This is a genomic window from Campylobacter sp. VBCF_06 NA8, from assembly GCF_027737825.1.
Lineage (GTDB): Bacteria > Campylobacterota > Campylobacteria > Campylobacterales > Campylobacteraceae > Campylobacter_B.
Map to the genome: position 1 here is coordinate 258,823 of NZ_JAOVUB010000002.1, position 17,436 is coordinate 276,258.

Here is a 17,436-nt window from a genome sequence, read left to right on the forward strand (position 1 = left end):
TTTTATATCTTATTTAGCCAAAATTTACTATAATCACCCCTTTTAATAAGGGTGAAAATGAGAGAAAAATTTGAATATTTCCTAGTCGTAATTTTAATAAAATTAGCCAAAATTCTACCGACAAATTTCTTATATTTTTTCTTTGATTTCTTGGCGAAATTCGCCTTTTTTGCGCTAAAATCACGCGCAAAAATCGCTATAAAAAACCTTAGCCTTGCCTACCCACAAAAATCAGCTGGCGAGATTAAAACCCTAGCGCGCGAAAATTTCCGCTCTGTGGCTAAAACCCTGAGCCAAACCCTGCTTTTCTACCATGAAAGGCTCGATTTTAGCGCACTTATTGCAAACAAAGACGAGGCACTAGAAAAGGTAAAAGCGCTAAAAGGTGATAGCAAAAACGGCATTTTGTTTTTCACGGCGCATTTTGGTAACTGGGAAGTTTTAGCCCATTTTTACGGTGCGAACGGCTTTCCTGTGGCGGTTGTGGGGCGCAGGGGAAATAACGAACTCATCGAAGATCGCCTAGTTACGCCATTTCGCAAAAAATACGGCAACGAGCTAATCTACAAAGATGACGCCATGCGCGGGCTTGTCGAGCGTCTAAGGGCGGGCAAAAATGTAGGAATCCTACCAGATCAAAAACCGGGCGGAAAAAATAGCCTAAAAACCACATTTTTTGAGCGCGAGTGTTACACCACAAAGACGATTGCGTCGCTGTATTTGAAATTTAACCCAGTCCTAATCCCCGTTTTTGCGCGTCGCATTAGTGATGGTCGCTACGAAATCGTCATCAAAGATTTCACCCCGCCAAGCGCGGATTTGGATAAATCACAGGCCGAGCAGTTTATAACCCAGCAGTGCAACGATATCTTCGAAGAGGTCGTGCGAAGCGCGCCCGAGCAGTGGTTTTGGATGCATAATCGCTGGAAAGTTGATTGATGAGAGTGCTTATCTTTACCGACGGGCGCAAGGGGCATGAGAGCCAAAGCGTGGCGTTTTGCGAGTTAAAAGGCTTGGAATTTGAGCTTTGCAAGGTTAGTTATAAAAACAAAATTTCAAAAATTCTCTCATATTTTTTGGATTTTTTGGGGCTGAAATTTAAAATTTTCGAGTGCGAAAACAAAAATTTTGCGAATTTTGACATTTTCGTGGGAGCTGGGTCTGTGACATACTATCCCTTAAAATACTGTGCCGCGAAATTTGGCAAAAAAAGCGTTGCGCTAATGTATCCAAAAGGCTATAAAAAGGACTTTTCGCTCATTTTCGCAAACGCTCACGATACCACGCAAACTGCGCCAAATGTGGTGATTTTGCCGACGAATTTAAACCTTAGCAAAGTAGCGAATTTCTACGCTCCCAAAAAAAGCGCGATCGCATTTGTCATCGGTGGGCCAAACGCTTCGTTTGATATGAATAACGAAATTTGCGAGATTATAGAAGAGATTAAGGCGAAATTTCCGCTCCACGAATACACTCTGACTACTAGCCCACGCACACCACGCGATATCGAGGCGCAGTTTGAGCGCGCAAATTTCGATTTTAGCGTGATTTATAGCAAAAATCAGATCAATCCAATCGGCGATTTTTTGGAGGGTTGCGAGTGGATTTTTATCACGCAAGATTCTGTTTCGATGATAAGTGAGGCTGTGTGCAATGGTCGCGCAAATGTCGCTGTTTTGGCACTTCCACGCAAAAATTCACACAATAAATTTGACGATTTTATCGCAAATTTGGCGCAAAATGAGTGTTTGCGAATTTACGCTAAAAACGGCGAGTTAAAACCGACAAAAAAGATAAATTTAAGCCAAATTTTGCAAGGAATTAGCCTATGAGAGTGGTGCAAATACTGCCAGAACTTAACGAAGGCGGCGTCGAGCGCGGTGTGGTCGAGCTCACGCGCGAATTTGCTAAATTTGGCGTGGAAAATTTCGTCATAAGCAATGGCGGAAAGCTAGTAAGCGAGCTAGAAAAAAACGGCGTGCGCCACATAAAATTCGATGTTTGCTCCAAAAATATATTCACAGCATTTTCCCGCGCTAGTGCGCTAAAAGAAATTTTGCGCGAGATCGCCCCAGATATCGTGCATGTGCGCTCTCGCGTGCCTGCGTGGCTAGTGAAATTCGCCAAAAGAGGGCTAAAATTTGGGCTAGTTAGCACCGTGCATGGGCTAAATTCTGTGAATTTTTACAGCAAAATCATGGTGAAAGCCGATAAAATCATCTGTGTCAGCAACGCTACGAAGGATTATGTAGTGCGAAATTTCGGCGCAGATGTCAGCAAAATCAGGGTAATTCCGCGCGGAATTGATTTGGAAAAATTTAATCCTAGCAATTTAGACGCCGAATTTATGGCGAAATTTCGCGCCGAATTTGGGCTAAAAAAGGGCGATTTCATCGTCGCAAGTGTCGGTCGCATAACGCAGCTTAAAGACTATGAAACGCTCATAAAAGCGGGGCAAATTTTAAAGCAAAGCTTTGGTGAGGGGCTAAAAATTTTAATCGTGGGCGGTGTGCGAGAGGATAAAAAAGAGTATTTTTTGGGGCTACAAAATTTAGCGCGTGAGTTAAATTTGGCGCAAAGCGTGATTTTTACGGGTTCGCAAAGCAAAATCCCTGAGATTTACGCGCTAAGCAATGTGGTCGTGAGTGCGTCGAAAAAGCCTGAGAGTTTCGGGCGAAGCGTGGCTGAGGCGATTGCGCTAAATGCGCCTGTGGTGGCGAGCAATCACGGCGGCGTGCTAGATATAATCAAATCTGGCGAAAATGGCGAGTTTTTTGCTGTGGGCGATGAGAGGGAGTTGGCTACGATGATAGAGCGCGCGAAGGATTATAAATTTGACGGATATGGCTACATAGCGGAGAATTTCAGCCTAGCGCAAATGGTGGAGAAAACTATGAGTGTCTATAAGGAGATGGCGTGAGTAAAATTTTGGATTTTATCAGATTAAATCCTTGGCAAAGTGCGCTAAAATTCGGGCTTATAATTTGGCTTTGTTCGATTGCATTTGAAAATAGCGTGTATCAAATTTCGACGATTTATATAATAGTTCTGGCGATTTTGCATGTTGTAATTTACAAAAATTTCAGAGTTTTAATCGCAAATTTAAAAGAAGTCAAGCTTTTTTCGTTTTTTGTTTTTTTAATCATTGTTTCTATGGTTATTGCAAATCTCCTAAACCCCGAGCTTTTGACAAAAAAATCGTGGCGAAATATCATTATTTTTGTCACTAGATATGGTTTTGTTTTTATCGCATTGGCTTATTTTTATAAGTTGAAATTTTTCTCCAAAAAAGAGATTATTTTATATTTATTGCTTGGAACATCGATTTTATTGGTATCGGCGATTTATCAAGCGATAAATAACCCAGACTTAATTCTAAGCAAAAAGGTAAGTGATATCAAAAAAACAGGCTTAACTGGGCTTTTGGATAATCGCAACAGACTAGGTCTTATGATGGGCATAGGGGCTGTGTTTAGCTTGATTTTTACAAAATACAAGCCAAAGCTTGGCATAGTTTTGTTTTTATTGCATATTAGCGTTTTGGTTTTTACATATTCGCGTTCGTCGTGGGTCGGCGTGAGTGCGGCTATGCTTTTATGGGTGGCTTTAAATTTGAGAAAAAATATAAAATTTATACTTTTAGTTTTGATTTTATTTAGTCTTATTGTTTTGGGGATTTATTTTTATTTTGATGCCGTTGCGATTAGATTTAATCATCTTTTAACTGGGCACACTAGTTACAGAGATATTATCTGGGAATATACGATTACTCAAATCCAAAACAATCCTATTTTTGGGCATGGTGTGCAAACTTGGATTAGCCTAGAAAAACCAAAAAAACTTATGAGATTTATCATGGTGCATAATGCCGAGCTTGAAATTTTGCTTTTCACTGGAATTTTTGGTCTTCTAGCATGGCTTGGGGTGCTGTTTTGCGCTATCAAAGAGATATTTAGAAGTAAAAATTTCATCTATTTTTGCGCTTTGTCATATTTTTGCATTGTAATTCAGTTTGATTTTAGTCTGTTTGATACAAAAAGGCTGATGAGCTATCTAAGCTTATTTGCGTTTTTGATTTTTGCTGATAAATTTACACAAAAGGTTAATGCGTGAAAATAGCTTATTTTTCGTGCTCTACAATCTATGGCGGCGTAGAAAAAATCGTTTGCGATAGCGTAAATGAGCTATGCCAAAACGATGAAGTGCTTTTAATCGTGCCAAACGGGTGTTTGTATAAAGATAAAATTTCGCCAAAAGTTAGAATTTACGAGTATAAAAACTATGATAAAAGGTGGAATTTACTTTTATATTTCGAGATTTTAAAAGTATTGAAAAAATTTGGCGTCCAAATTTTACACACTCACGGCGCAAAAGCTTCGCAAATGGGATTTTTGCTGAATAAATTTATGGATTTTGTGCAAGTTGCTACAAAGCATAATGTGCGAAAGGGCAAAATTTTTAATAAAATTTCAAATGTTATTTCGGTATCAAAGAGAGTAGCCCAAACTATAAATCACAAAAGTGAAGTTATATATTTTGGTATTAAACAAAGGCAAATTTCACGAAATTTAGGCGATAAATTTAGCATTATTGCGGTTGGAAGACTAGATTTTATCAAAGGTTTTGATGAGTTGATAAAATCTGTTAGTAAGCTTGATTTTGACTTTGTTTTGCAAATTGTCGGCGAAGGAAAAGAGAGAAAAAATTTGCAAAATTTAATAAATTCTCTAAATTTGCAAAGCAAAGTGGTGCTCCTCGGATTTAAAGACGATGTCGCACAAAGGCTAGCAAATTCGCACCTACAAATTATATCATCTCGTAGCGAGGGGCTTTCGATTAGCTTAATTGAAGGGATTTTTTATGCTAATGTTTTACTTGGCACCAAAGTGGGTGGAATTAGTGAAATTTTAGATGAGGAATTTTTTATCGATTATGAAAATATGAGCGCAAAAATTAGTAAAATTTACAAAAATTACGATATGTATTTGCAAAAATTTAGCGAAAAACATAAAGAGATAAAAAATAGTCTGAAATTTGAAAATTATATATCCACTCTAAAAAATTATTACGAAAACTGCCTAAAATAGGCAATTTATACGCTAAATCCCAAGCTAAAATCACTTAATGCTCTTGTTTGCTCTAAAAGTTCGCTTTTTATGTTTTTATATGTGGGTTTGCCTTTTAGTTTTTTTATCAAATTTTTAAACATAAATTTTCCTTAAATTTTTTGCCCATTATATAGAAAAAATAATTAAATTTAACGAAGTATAAAGCGGTAATATGAGATAATCGCAGGATTTAAAATTTAGGAAATGGTTTGAAAATCTTACACGCTCTTAATTGGATAAAATTTGCAGGAACAGAAAACGCTTGTGTCCAGCTATGCAACGAATTAGTTAAAGAACACGAAATTTATCTAATGAGCGATAAAAATATTTTAAAATACATAGACAAAAATGTAAAATTAATAGAGATAAATTTTAAAAAAAACAGATACAACCCCATTTTTTTGCATAAAATTGCTAAAATTTTAGATGAAATTAGCCCGGATATCATACACGCTCACAATGCAAAAGTGATAGAGATTATCTATAATGCTAGATTTTTTATGAAAAAGAAAATTCCGCTGATTGCCACAAAACACACTTTGGAATTCAAAAAAAATTATAAATTAGCTGATTTGTGTGTGGCAGTGCTAGATGAGACAAAAAAGATTTTACCGCCAAATTCTATAATTATCGAAAATGGAATTTTGTATAAAAAGCCAGAAAAGATTAAAAAACTAGATAAATTTCACATCATTAGCTCTGGCAGATTAAGCGCCATTAAGCAAATGGATGTGGTCATCAAAGCGCTTAGTTTGGTGAAATTTGACTTTGTGTGCGAGATATTTGGTCAGGGTGAGAAGCAAGGTGAGCTAGAAAGGCTAATTAGCGAGCTAAAACTTGATAAAAAGGTCTTTTTGCGCGGTTTCGTGGATAATATAAATGATCATTTAGCAAGCTGCGATTTGCAAATCATCGCTTCGAAATTCGAAGCTTACGGACTTGTGGCGATTGACGGGGTTTATTATTCGCCACTTATGATTTCAACGAATACTGGCATTTGTGAGCGAATTTTGCCTAGTGAGTTAAAATTTAGCGCCACGCCAGAAAATTTAGCTCACAAACTAAACGATATTTACGAAAACTATGATAAATTTGTAGAAATTTTCGCCCCTATCAAAGCCAAAAAGGACGAATTTAGCGTAGCAAAAATGGCGCAAAAATACATTAATGCGTATGAAAATTTAATCAAAGAATTTAAAATTTGATTATTTGGCGTTCATTTTGAAAGAGTTGCTTAGTTATTTGGTGATTTTTACTTTTTTGCTTTACTACAAAAAGGTGTTGGTTTAATTAAAGGAGTTTTTATGCGAAGTCTAAAAATAGTTCATTGTAGTATTTTTAATGAATTTAATGATGGCAACTTTTTTTATGGTGTAGATAGAAGAGTTTCACATGGTTTGGTGCGTAATGGGCATTTTGTCTATGATTTTAGTTATCGTGACTGGGAGCGACATTTGCGCTTTGCAAAAATAAAAAATACTGGCTTATCAAAAATGAATAAAAAGCTGATTAAAATTTGCAAAAACATAAATGCTGACTTGCTTTTAATCGGTAAAGGCGAAAAAATCGCAACTTCCACGCTAAAAGAGATAAAAAAGGCACTTCCAAATTTGAAAATTGCACTATGGTATGTGGATCATTTAAACGAAGTTTCGCAGTTTTGGGAAAATTTGAGAGAAATTGATTGCTTTTTTCATGCAAATGCGTATCATTTACAAAGATTATCAAGTGAGTTTAGGGATATAAAATTTGCTTTTTTCCCAAATATTAGTGATGAGAGTTTTGACATATTTTACGAAACTGAAAAATCGAACGATATAATCTACATTTCTAGGGATTATATGGAGGATAATCGCCATAAATTTGCGATTTTACTTGATGAATTTTGTAAAAAAAATGGTCTAAAATACGAAATTTACGCAAGTCTTGGCAATGGTTTCATTTTTGGCGATAATTATTACAGAGCGATTGCTAAAAGCAAAATAGCTATAAATTTTAACCGCGATGATGAGATTGAGTGCGAAAATTCAAAGAAATTATTGGGTGCAAGTAACAGAATGGCGCATTTTATGGGATGTGGAGTTTGCACTTTTTCGCCCGTGATTGCGGGGTTTGAGAAGTTTTTTACGCACGAAAAGGAAATAGTGTATTTCAAAAATCCGAGCGATTGCTTCGAGAAAATTTTGGAATATTTACATGGCGAAAGATACGCCCAAATTGCCAAAGCAGGGAGAGAAAAAGCGCTGAATTTAGCAAATGCAAAAAGGGTAGCTAAATTTATGATAGAGACGATTTTTGGCGAAAAATTTAGTGAAAATTACGAGTGGCGCGAGCATATTTATCAAAATGGAGAAAAGATTTGAAAATTTTAAACACTTTGCAATACAAGCAATTTGGTGGTTTGGAAAAATTAAGTATATTACTATGTAATGAGCTTTGCAAAGAGCATGAAATCTATTTTTTAAGTGATTTGGCGATTAAGGATTATTTAAGTAAAGATATAAATTTTATAAATTTTAATTTTAATAAAAATCGTTACAATCCATTTTTTTTGAAAAAAACTGCAAATATGATAGATGAAATTTCGCCAGATATTTTGCAAACTCACAACATAAAAGAGCTTCAAATTTTAAATTACGCACGAAAATTTAGCAAACAAAAACCACCTATTGTCAATACAAAACACTCGCTAGAACGCAAAAAATACCTAAATTTAGCCGATTTGGTCGTGGGGGTTTCAAGTGGCGTGTGTGAAACAATACAGGTGGATAAAAAAATTTTAATTGAAAACGGTTATCCGTTTATTACGCCAAAAAAACTTTCAAGACCACATAAATTTTATATCACTTTTGCTAATAGGATTTGCGATGCGAAGGGAGTAACACTTTTAATCGAAGCTCTAAATTTAGTAAAATTTGACTATGAATGTCATTTTTTTGGCTATGGGGATAGTAAAATTTATGAAGAAAAGGTTAAAAATTTAGGATTACAAGATAAGATAAAATTTAAAGGATTTGTGAAAAATATAGGCGATTATCTGTATAGTTGTGATTTAAATGTGATGCCGAGTTTAAATGAAGCTTTTGGGCTAAGTTCGTTAGATGGGGTTTTTTATGCACCTTTGATGATAGCTACAAGACGCGGAATTTGCGAAACTATAATGCCCAATGAACTAATCATTGAAGAAAATTCACAGTTTATAGCTCACAAGCTAAACCAAATCCACGCAAACTACGATAAATTCGTGCAAATTTTCGCTCCTATCAAAGCCAAAAAGGACGAATTTAGCGTAGAAAAAATGGCGCAAAATTACATAAATGCGTATGAAAATTTGATAAAGGATTTTAAAAAATGATATATTTTTTCGCAATTTTAGCCGTGGCGATTATAGCCTTTTCGTGCAGGTATAACTGGTGGCGGATCCCGCAGGGCTGGGATAAGGCGCGCGTGCTGATGTATCATAGCATAAGCGAGCATAAGGGCGATAAATTTGATAAATGGCGCGTTCGCCCAGCCGATTTTGAAGCCCAAATCGCGTGGCTAGCCAAAAACGGCTTTACTACTTTCACGCTTAGCGAGCTAGCAAATTTAGCCCAAATCCCGTCAAAATCGGTCTGTATTACCTTCGATGACGGATTTATGGATAACTACACAAACGCCTTTGAAATTTTGAAAAAATATAATTTCAAAGCCACGATTTTCGTCGTCGCAGGTGCTACGCAAAACGACTGGGAGCGCGGAAATACCGAGCATTTAAGCCAAATTTTAACTAGCGATGAGATAAATTTAATGTACCGCTCAAATTTAATCGAGTTTGGTTCGCACTCGCTAAGCCACGCGAATTTAGAGCGTTTGTGGGCGAGTGAGCCCGAAAAAGCGCGAGATGAAATCGAAAAATCCAAAAAAGAGTTAGAGAAAATCACCGGGCGCGAGTGCAGGGTTTTTGCCTATCCTTACGGCAAATTTAATGATGAAATTTTGTCATTTACTAGGAGTGTGGGATACTGCGCCGCAGTCGTGGTAAAGCGCGGACTTTACGAAGCGGGCGATGATAAATTTGCTATAAAGAGAATTGGCGTTTTGGGGACGGAGAGTTTTTTTGATTTTTGGCTGAAATTTACGCGCATAAGGAATAAACTATGATAAATGCAAGTGTCTATGCAATCGTGCAAAACGAAGAAAAACATATCGAACGAATGCTAAAAAGTGTCGCGGATTTCGCTGAAATCATCATCGTCGATAGCGGCAGCACCGATAAGACGCTAGAAATTGCACAAAAATTTAATGCTAAAATCCACCACCACGATTGGCAAGGCGAGGGTGTGCAAAAAAACTATGCTTTTAGCCTGTGTTCGCACGAGTGGGTGCTAAATTTAGACGGCGACGAGGAAGTAAGCCCTGAGCTAAAAGCTGAAATTTGCGAGTTTATGGGGCAGAGTGAATTCGACGGGCTTGATATTAAATTTCACGAATTTTACATGGGCGGAATCGTCGATGATAGGGTGCGAAAAAACACCCACATTAGATTTTTTCGCAAAAGCTCTGGCGAATACCGAAATTTGGGCGTGCATGCGCAAGTCAGCATAAATGGCAAGGTGCGAAAATCTCGTGGCGTGATTTATCATTTCAGCGATAAACCAATCAAAGAGCTAGTGAGCAAAAACAACAACTATTCGAGCCTGCGCGCACAGCAAAAATTTGAAAAAGGCAAAAAACCGAGCCTAGCCAAACTGCTTTTTATCTTTCCGCTTGTCTTTTTCAAATCGTATTTTTTAAGGCGAAGTTTTTTCGACGGCAAAAAAGGCTTCATAATCGCCGTTATAAACGCATTTTATGCATTTATGAAAGAGGCGAAATTGTATGAAATTTGGCTTAACAAAAAAGGAAATTAAGCAAAATTTAGCTATTATAAAAAGTTATTAAATTCCACTAAAAGGGCGATAAAATGGATAAAAAAACCATTGCGGCACACAAAATCAGCGAAGACGAATATGCGAAAATTTTAGAAATTCTAGGGCGTGAGCCAAATTTGCTAGAACTTGGCATTTTTTCGGCTATGTGGAGCGAACACTGCTCATATAAATCAAGCAAAAAATACCTAAACGGCTTTCCGACAAAAGCCCCGTGGGTCATACAAGGTCCAGGTGAAAATGCCGGTGTCATTGACATTGGCGGTGGCATGGCGGCTGTTTTTAAAATGGAAAGCCACAATCACCCTAGCTACATTGAGCCGTTTCAAGGCGCAGCCACGGGCGTGGGCGGAATACTGCGCGATATTTTCACAATGGGTGCAAGGGTCGAAGCAAATCTAAATTCGCTTCGTTTTGGCGATGTCGTGGGAAATTCCAAAACAAATCGCTACCAAAGATATTTGGTCAAAGGCGCAGTTAGCGGTATCGCACACTATGGTAACTGCATGGGAATCCCTACGATAGGTGGCGAAACGACATTTGATAGCAGTTTTAACGGAAATATTTTGGTAAATGCCTTTGCTCTTGGAATTGTAAAAAGTGATGAAATTTTCTACGGCAAGGCAGAAGGCGTGGGCAACTCAGTCATCTATGTAGGCTCAAAAACAGGCAGGGACGGCCTAGGGGGAGCTGTTATGGCAAGTGATAGCTTTAACGATGAAAACAAATCTCTTCGCCCAACCGTGCAAGTTGGCGATCCGTTTGCCGAAAAGCTTTTAATGGAAGCTTGTTTGGAGCTTTTTAAGACTGACTATGTCGTTGGAATCCAAGATATGGGTGCGGCGGGTCTTACTTCAAGTAGTTTTGAAATGGCAGGGCGAAGCGGAAGCGGTATGAAAATGCACCTTGATCGTGTCCCTATGCGTGAAAGTGGCATGACGCCATACGAGCTAATGCTAAGCGAAAGCCAAGAGCGTATGCTAATTTGCGCGAAAAAAGGTTGTGAAGATAAGATAAAAGAGATTTTTGCGAAGTGGGATTTAGACGCAGAAGTCATCGGCGAAGTAACCAATACCGGTAAAATGGAGCTTTACTGGCATGGCGAGCTAGCTGGCGAGATTCCAATCGAGCCTTTAAGCGAAGCAGCACCTGTTTTAGACCGCCCTACAAAACGCCCAGCGTATTTGGACGAAATCGCAAACCAAAATTTATGCACATGCTCTGATAAATTTGACATAAACGCCGATTTCGACAAGGTTTTTTCACACCCAGATGTGTTAAATAAATCTTTGATTTATGATCAATATGACGCAAATGTCGGGCTAAACTCAGCCAAACGCCCGGGCAAACTAGGCGCTGCGGTAATGAGAGTCAAAGAAAATGGCGCAAAACTCGCAATCGCTATGGATTGCAACACTCGCATGAACTATATTGATCCTTTCACTGGCGCGGCTCTTGCTGTGGCTGTGAGCGGACGCAAGGTAGCCCTTAGTGGCGCGACACCGCTAGCGATTACTGACTGCCTAAACTACGGCAATCCGCAAAACCCAGAGGTTATGTGGCAGTTCGCACAGGGCGCAGAGGGTATCAAAGAGGCCTGCAAGGCTCTAAATACGCCAGTTGTGAGCGGAAATGTGAGCTTGTATAACGAAACAGAGGGCGTGAGTATCCAGCCGACCCCTGCAATCGTAACCGTGGGTGTAAATAATGGCGAAATTATCCCTAGCGATTTCACTCAGGCTGGTACTAGCGTCTATTTGGTGGGCGATACACACGGCGTGTTTTCAGGTTCGCTGTATCAACAAGCCGTAAAAGGCGCAATCGGAGGCATGCTACCAAAGCTAGACTTAGCCAAAGAGCGCAAACTTTGGGATTTTGCGATTAAAGCAGGCCAGCAGGGCGCATTGCGCTTCGCAAACTCCGTAGGAATCGGTGGCGTGGCAATCACCCTAGCCAAAATGGCGTGTGTGGGCAAAATGGGTGGCGAGTTTAAAATGCCGTGCGATGATGAGAGAGATATTTTCGACGAGAGCTTTACAAGGGCTGTTTTTGGCGTGAGCGACGAGGCGAAATTTGAAAGCTTGGCGCGCGAAGCAGGGTTAAATTTCGTAAAACTAGGCATTACTGGCGGTAAAATTTTCCAAATCAATAGCATTTCGCGCGATTTGGGAGAGTTGAGCGAAATTTATTTCAACGAATTTGCAAAAATCATTAGAAGCGAAGATTAATAGTGTCGAGTATTTTTTATCTATTTTTGGCTTTTTTGCTTTATCATTTTATAAAGGGATTTATAAGCGGTCTGGGCGGAAATTCCGGCTATGAGAGAAAAGAGCCAAAAATGAGCCTTGAAGAGGCGAAAATTTTAATCACCCTAACTGCAAAGGTCGCCAAAAGCGATGGTGTGGTAAATGAGACAGAAGCCACGATGATAGGCGAGATTTTGGACGATTTGGTTCGCAAAATGGGCGGTGGCGAAAACGAGAGAAAACTTTTGAAGCAAGTTTATAAGATAAACAAAGACAAAGAGCACGATATCTACTCTCTCGCGTTTCATTACAATCAAAAATTTCACCTAAGTTCGAGCCGAAAAGCGGCGCTAATTTATTTTTTCTTAAACATAGCCTATATCGATCGCTCATTTAGCGAGCAAGAGCGAGATATAATCGCCAAAATCGCGCGCGGATTTGGTATGCCGTCTCATGTGGTAAGTCAAATTTTTGCTATGTTTGAGGCGAGTTATTATGGCACATACGGCGGTTCTAGCCAAAATTATGACAACCGCGGGCGTGGTGGTTACCAAAATAGTCGAAATTCTGGTGGTTACGGTGGCAGTTACGGCGGAAATTATGGCGGCGGATATCAAAATTCTAGCTCTGGTGGCGGATATGGTGGCTCTGCGCGAAATGCCAGCTCGAAAAAAGACCCTTACGAAGTCTTGGGCGTGGATAAGGGTGCTAGTTTTGGCGAAATAAAGAAAAAATATAGAGAGCTTGTCAAAAAATACCACCCAGATATTTTAATGGGCAAGGGCGCAGATGACGAGATTATCCAAGAAGGCACGAAAAAGCTTCAAGAAATCAACGAAGCGTATGAGAGCCTAAAAGAAAAATTCGGCGAGTAAAATTTAAATAAATTTCAATTTATAAGGAGTGAGCATGAGAGCGTTAATCAGCGTTAGCGACAAAGACGGCGTAGTAGAATTTGCAAAAGATTTGGCAAATTTGGGTTGGGAAATTTTAAGCACGGGTGGCACTTATAAGCTACTTTGCGAAAACGGCGTAAATGCTGTGGAAGTGAGCGCCTACACAGGAAGCCCTGAGATGTTTGAAGGCAGAGTAAAAACCCTGCACCCCAAAATTCACGGTGGAATTTTGCATAAAAGGGACGACAAAAATCACGCCGAACAAGCCCTAAAACACGGCATTGGCGGGATTGATTTGGTTTGTGTAAATTTATATCCTTTCAAGCAAACCACGATTCGCACAGATGATTTTGATGAGATTATCGAAAATATCGACATCGGCGGACCTGCCATGGTGCGAAGTGCAGCGAAAAATTTCAAAGATGTTTTGATAGTAACGGACATTTTGGATTATGATTTAGTTATCGAAAAAATCAAAGCAAAAGCCGATGATTTGGAATTTCGCCGAAGCCTTATGATAAAAGCCTACGAGCATACTGCCGCGTATGATAGCATGATAGCAAACTATATGAACGAGCGATTTAACGGCGGTTTTGGCGCTAAAAAATTTATCACAGGCTCAAAAGTAATGGCGACAAGATACGGCGAAAACCCGCACCAAAAGGGCGCTTTGTATGAATTCGAAAACTTTTTTAGCCTAAATTTCAAAGCCCTAAAAGGCGAAGCAAGTTTTAACAATATGACCGATATTCACGGAGCTGTAATGCTTGCTAGTAGCTTTGGCGAAGCCCCAGCAGTAAGTATCTGCAAACATGCAAATCCGTGCGGGTTTGCCATAAAATCAAATTTGCTAGAAAGCTACACCGAAGCGCTCAAATGCGACCCTGTTTCAGCCTATGGTGGCGTGGTGGCGATAAACGGCACACTTGATAAGGCACTCGCAGAGAAAATCAATGAAATTTTTGTGGAAGTCATAATTGCAGCCAATGTCGATGACGCCGCACTTGAAGTTTTTGCAAACAAAAAACGCATTAAAATTTTCACGCAAGAGAATAAATTTTTAATGCGTGAAAATGATAAATATGACTTTAAATTCATAGACGGCGGATTTGTCTATCAAGAACGCGACTATGTGGGTGCCGATGAGGTCAAAAATGCTAAATGCGTTACCAAGCGTTCGGCAAATGAGGGCGAATTTACTGATTTGCAAATCGCTTGGCAGGTGGCAGCTCTGACTAAATCAAACTGCGTTGTGTATGTGAAAAACTCGGCAATGGTGGCAATCGGCATGGGTATGACAAGCCGTGTCGATGCTGCGCGCGCAGCTGTGGCAAAAGCAAAGGATTTGGGCTTAGATTTGCAAGGTTGCGCACTGGCTAGTGAAGCGTTTTTTCCTTTCAAAGATAGCATAGAAATCGCAAATGAAGTAGGCGTAAAAGCTGTAATCCAGCCGGGTGGCTCAATCCGTGATGATGAAGTTGTCGCAGCGGCAGATGAGTTTGGCATGGCGATGTATTTTACAGGAATTCGCCACTTTTTGCATTAAAATATTATTTGCAATTAAACGAGCCTAGCTTTTTCACGGCGTGGGTTAGGACAGACGAGTTAGTCTAGTCCGTCGTCCACTCCGTGAAAAATCGTCGGCATAAGTGTTAAATTTTGCAATTCCAAATCTAACTTTCGTAGGGTGGGCATCCTTGCCCACCATTATCCTTATTTATTTACATTTTCTTTATATTTAATTCGAAGAAGCGATATTATAATACAGCAAGGAACTGTAACTCTATATGCAGTGCTTGCAATATTTATTATAGTCCATCCACCAAGTATAGTCCAACCGATTGGTCCTACTACAACGGCTGCTCCGCTTGTTAAGGCGGCATTTCCAGCAAGACTTATACCCTTGCTAAAAATTAAATTCCATATATAATTCGTAACTATTAAAAGAGTTTGATATGATGCAAAGCCACCAGCTTTGAAAATAGCCATCATGGCAGCAAATGTCATATTGCCTTTTATATTTATTCCTGCATTTGATAATTCTTTTTTTAGTTTTTCTTTTTGTTTATCGTCTAGATTATCTAAACTAGTTTCTAAAATTTTAGATAAAAAATTCCACTCAATAATATCTATGTTAGATTTTTTATTATAATTTACTTTTAATTTATCGCAGACATCACATAAAATTTCTCTATAATATACGCCACCGCCCCTAGCTATATTAGCGATAGTATTTCCACCAAAAAGTTGTAATTCTTCTATTATCCTTTTATAATATTTTTGATAATCTTTTCCGTATTTTTCATATTCTTCGCTAAAACTTAAATTCTCCGTAAGTCTTTTTTCGCCATCTTTTGGGTCATAAATTAACAGATTAACTAAATCGCTTAAATCTTCCGAACTCATTTTTCCTAAAAATTCCAAATCGCTGTCATATCGATACGCCATTAAATACCCTTTTAAATAAATTTACCTAACCATAGTTAGTTGTAAAAGAATTTTACATTTATATACTTACAGTTAGTTTAACCATAGGTAGGCGACAAAGTGAAAGACTGCACCATTACAGACGAACAAATGGAGCAAATTTACAAAACAATCGGCGAAAATGTCAAACGCATACGCACACAAAAGGGCGTTTCGCAACTAAGCCTAGCTATGGCGATAGGACACAAGGCAGTCGGCACGATTTCTATGGCTGAACTTGGCATAAATAAAAAACACTTCAATATAGAACACTTAGTTAAAATCGCAAATGTCCTAGAAGTCAGCGTTTGCGAGTTTTTCAAATCAATCAAAATTTAAATTTGCTTGTCATTGCGAGAGCCAACGGCTCGAAGCAATCCAGAGAAATTTAAAGGGCTCTTGAATTTTAAAATTTTTGAATTTAAAAATTTCGGGGCAGTGTTACTGGAATAAAAATTTTAAAATTCAATAGGTAATTTTTTGGATTGTTTTGCTTTGTTTGCAATGATAAATTAGAGATTATGGAATTTTACTGGATTGCCACGGCGACAAGTCGCCTCGCAATGACAAACTATGCAAATTTTCGCAATTACAAACCAAACAACTAAGCTCAAATTCCTTATAAATTTATCTCATTTCTAAGCCATAGCATTTCACTACGCTATTAAGTAAATTTAAACTTATAAAAGGCTATAATTTGGGCTTTTTCAAACCAATAAAAAGAGGGTTTTAAGCAGATGAATTTCTTATCATTGCCCAATGCCGGGCGACAAAACGAGTTGGATATAGCAAGGGGTCTTGCTGTAATCTTTATGGTGCTAATCCACTGCGTGGAATACTTCTATAACGGCGAAGATTCCGTGTTTTTCAAGGTCGCAAACTTCCTAGGCTCACCGCCTGCTGCTCCTGTTTTTATGTTTATTTTGGGTTGCGGTATTGTCTATTCTAGGCGTAGTGCGCCGGGACTACTTTTTAAGCGTGGCGTGATATTTTTGGTGCTATCTTATGTCTTTAATGCGCTTGTGTATGTGCTTCCATACTACATTAGCTCTAAGCTAAACGATGACGCTGAAATTTTCGAAGAAAATTGGACGCAGATTTACGATGCGGACATTTTGCAGTTTGCGGGACTTGCGTTTATATTTTTTGCGCTAATGAAAAAGCTAAATTTACCAAATTTAGGCTATCTCATAGTGGGCATTATCTGCTCAGGTGCTGCAATGTATCTAGGCGAGAATTTCGCAGAGTTTGAATCAACCTGCCTACAAGCCGTAACAGGGCTATTTTGGGGCACACACGAGGGAAGCTATTTTCCATTTTTAAGCTGGATTGCCTATCCGATAGCTGGATATTTATTCGCTGATATTTTAATCTATACTCGCCCAGAAGATAAAGGCGCACTATATACAAAACTAAGCCTTATTTGCGCGGTTATCTTTATCGCCTCGGCTGTGGTATTGGCGAAGTTTTATGCGTGGGACGATATGATGGACGGCGACCCATACTACCACCAAAACATATTTTTTAACATAATGTTTATCGCCTTTGTTTTGGCATGGATTGGACTAATGTATCTGGTAGCCAAGGTGCTTCCAAATCTCATTATGTCGTGTTTAAAAACGATAAGTGTGCTTGTAACGCCGTTTTATGTGTTGCAATACATTTTCATCATTTATATTGCCGTGCTTGTTTTTGGCGACGAAGCAGAGTGGGAAATGACGCCTGTGCTACTAATGTTTGTAGCTGTGAGCGTGCTGTCATACATCGTGGCGGTAATCTACTCAAAAATTCGCAAAGCATAAAAAAGGCT

Annotated in this window: 16 protein-coding genes; 15 read left to right on the top strand and 1 reads right to left on the bottom strand. The window is 38.7% G+C overall.

The window, feature by feature from the left end; translation table 11 throughout:
* Nucleotides 1–57 precede the first annotated feature (57 nt).
* The 13 genes from OFO10_RS03860 to purH all read left to right on the top strand — a co-directional run bounded on the left by OFO10_RS03860 (nt 58) and on the right by purH (nt 14,706).
* On the top strand, nt 58–939 hold the full coding sequence (locus tag OFO10_RS03860) for a lysophospholipid acyltransferase family protein (protein ID WP_270866151.1): 882 nt from the start codon (nt 58–60) through the stop codon (nt 937–939).
* Nucleotides 939–1,832, top strand: a complete 894-nt coding sequence (locus OFO10_RS03865; protein WP_270866152.1) for an ELM1/GtrOC1 family putative glycosyltransferase — start codon at nt 939–941, stop codon at nt 1,830–1,832. The genes OFO10_RS03860 and OFO10_RS03865 overlap by 1 nt, the downstream gene beginning before the upstream one ends.
* Nucleotides 1,829–2,920 (top strand): glycosyltransferase family 4 protein, encoded by a 1,092-nt coding sequence (locus OFO10_RS03870; protein ID WP_270866153.1) that lies wholly within the window; start codon nt 1,829–1,831, stop codon nt 2,918–2,920. The genes OFO10_RS03865 and OFO10_RS03870 overlap by 4 nt, the downstream gene beginning before the upstream one ends.
* A complete protein-coding gene (locus OFO10_RS03875; RefSeq protein ID WP_270866154.1) occupies nt 2,917–4,113 on the top strand; it encodes an O-antigen ligase family protein in 1,197 nt (398 codons plus the stop codon). The genes OFO10_RS03870 and OFO10_RS03875 overlap by 4 nt, the downstream gene beginning before the upstream one ends.
* The gene (locus tag OFO10_RS03880; protein ID WP_270866155.1) at nt 4,110–5,087 is read left to right on the top strand and encodes a glycosyltransferase; all 978 of its coding nucleotides are present in this window, start codon (nt 4,110–4,112) and stop codon (nt 5,085–5,087) included. Before OFO10_RS03875 ends, OFO10_RS03880 begins: the two co-directional genes overlap by 4 nt.
* 230 nt (nt 5,088–5,317) lie before the next feature.
* Nucleotides 5,318–6,313, top strand: coding sequence for a glycosyltransferase (locus tag OFO10_RS03885; protein ID WP_270866156.1), 996 nt, complete (start codon nt 5,318–5,320; stop codon nt 6,311–6,313).
* 99 nt (nt 6,314–6,412) lie between these two features.
* On the top strand, nt 6,413–7,471 hold the full coding sequence (locus OFO10_RS03890; RefSeq protein WP_270866157.1) for a glycosyltransferase family protein: 1,059 nt from the start codon (nt 6,413–6,415) through the stop codon (nt 7,469–7,471).
* Nucleotides 7,468–8,463, top strand: a complete 996-nt coding sequence (locus tag OFO10_RS03895) for a glycosyltransferase family 4 protein (protein ID WP_270866158.1) — start codon at nt 7,468–7,470, stop codon at nt 8,461–8,463. Before OFO10_RS03890 ends, OFO10_RS03895 begins: the two co-directional genes overlap by 4 nt.
* On the top strand, nt 8,460–9,251 hold the full coding sequence (locus OFO10_RS03900; RefSeq protein WP_270866159.1) for a polysaccharide deacetylase family protein: 792 nt from the start codon (nt 8,460–8,462) through the stop codon (nt 9,249–9,251). Before OFO10_RS03895 ends, OFO10_RS03900 begins: the two co-directional genes overlap by 4 nt.
* A complete protein-coding gene (locus OFO10_RS03905) occupies nt 9,248–10,000 on the top strand; it encodes a glycosyltransferase family 2 protein (RefSeq protein WP_270866160.1) in 753 nt (250 codons plus the stop codon). Before OFO10_RS03900 ends, OFO10_RS03905 begins: the two co-directional genes overlap by 4 nt.
* Nucleotides 10,001–10,053: 53 nt before the next feature.
* Nucleotides 10,054–12,246, top strand: coding sequence for a phosphoribosylformylglycinamidine synthase subunit PurL (gene purL, locus OFO10_RS03910; protein ID WP_270866161.1), 2,193 nt, complete (start codon nt 10,054–10,056; stop codon nt 12,244–12,246).
* A gap of 2 nt (nt 12,247–12,248) precedes the next feature.
* A complete protein-coding gene (locus tag OFO10_RS03915; protein ID WP_270866162.1) occupies nt 12,249–13,139 on the top strand; it encodes a DnaJ domain-containing protein in 891 nt (296 codons plus the stop codon).
* A 34-nt stretch (nt 13,140–13,173) separates the two neighbouring features.
* On the top strand, nt 13,174–14,706 hold the full coding sequence (gene purH, locus OFO10_RS03920; RefSeq protein ID WP_270861856.1) for a bifunctional phosphoribosylaminoimidazolecarboxamide formyltransferase/IMP cyclohydrolase: 1,533 nt from the start codon (nt 13,174–13,176) through the stop codon (nt 14,704–14,706).
* Between the two features lie 167 nt (nt 14,707–14,873).
* Here purH and OFO10_RS03925 read toward each other — a convergent pair whose 3' ends face one another.
* A complete protein-coding gene (locus OFO10_RS03925) occupies nt 14,874–15,608 on the bottom strand; it encodes a DUF3944 domain-containing protein (protein ID WP_270866163.1) in 735 nt (244 codons plus the stop codon).
* 99 nt (nt 15,609–15,707) lie between these two features.
* Between OFO10_RS03925 and OFO10_RS03930 the strand changes: the two genes are divergently transcribed.
* Nucleotides 15,708–15,965: a helix-turn-helix domain-containing protein gene (locus OFO10_RS03930; protein ID WP_270861853.1), complete on the top strand. Its 258-nt coding sequence runs from the start codon at nt 15,708–15,710 to the stop codon at nt 15,963–15,965.
* Between the two features lie 398 nt (nt 15,966–16,363).
* Nucleotides 16,364–17,428 carry an acyltransferase family protein gene (locus tag OFO10_RS03935; RefSeq protein WP_270866164.1) on the top strand — a complete coding sequence of 355 codons (1,065 nt, stop codon included), beginning with the start codon at nt 16,364–16,366 and terminating at the stop codon, nt 17,426–17,428.
* Nucleotides 17,429–17,436: the final 8 nt, after the last annotated feature.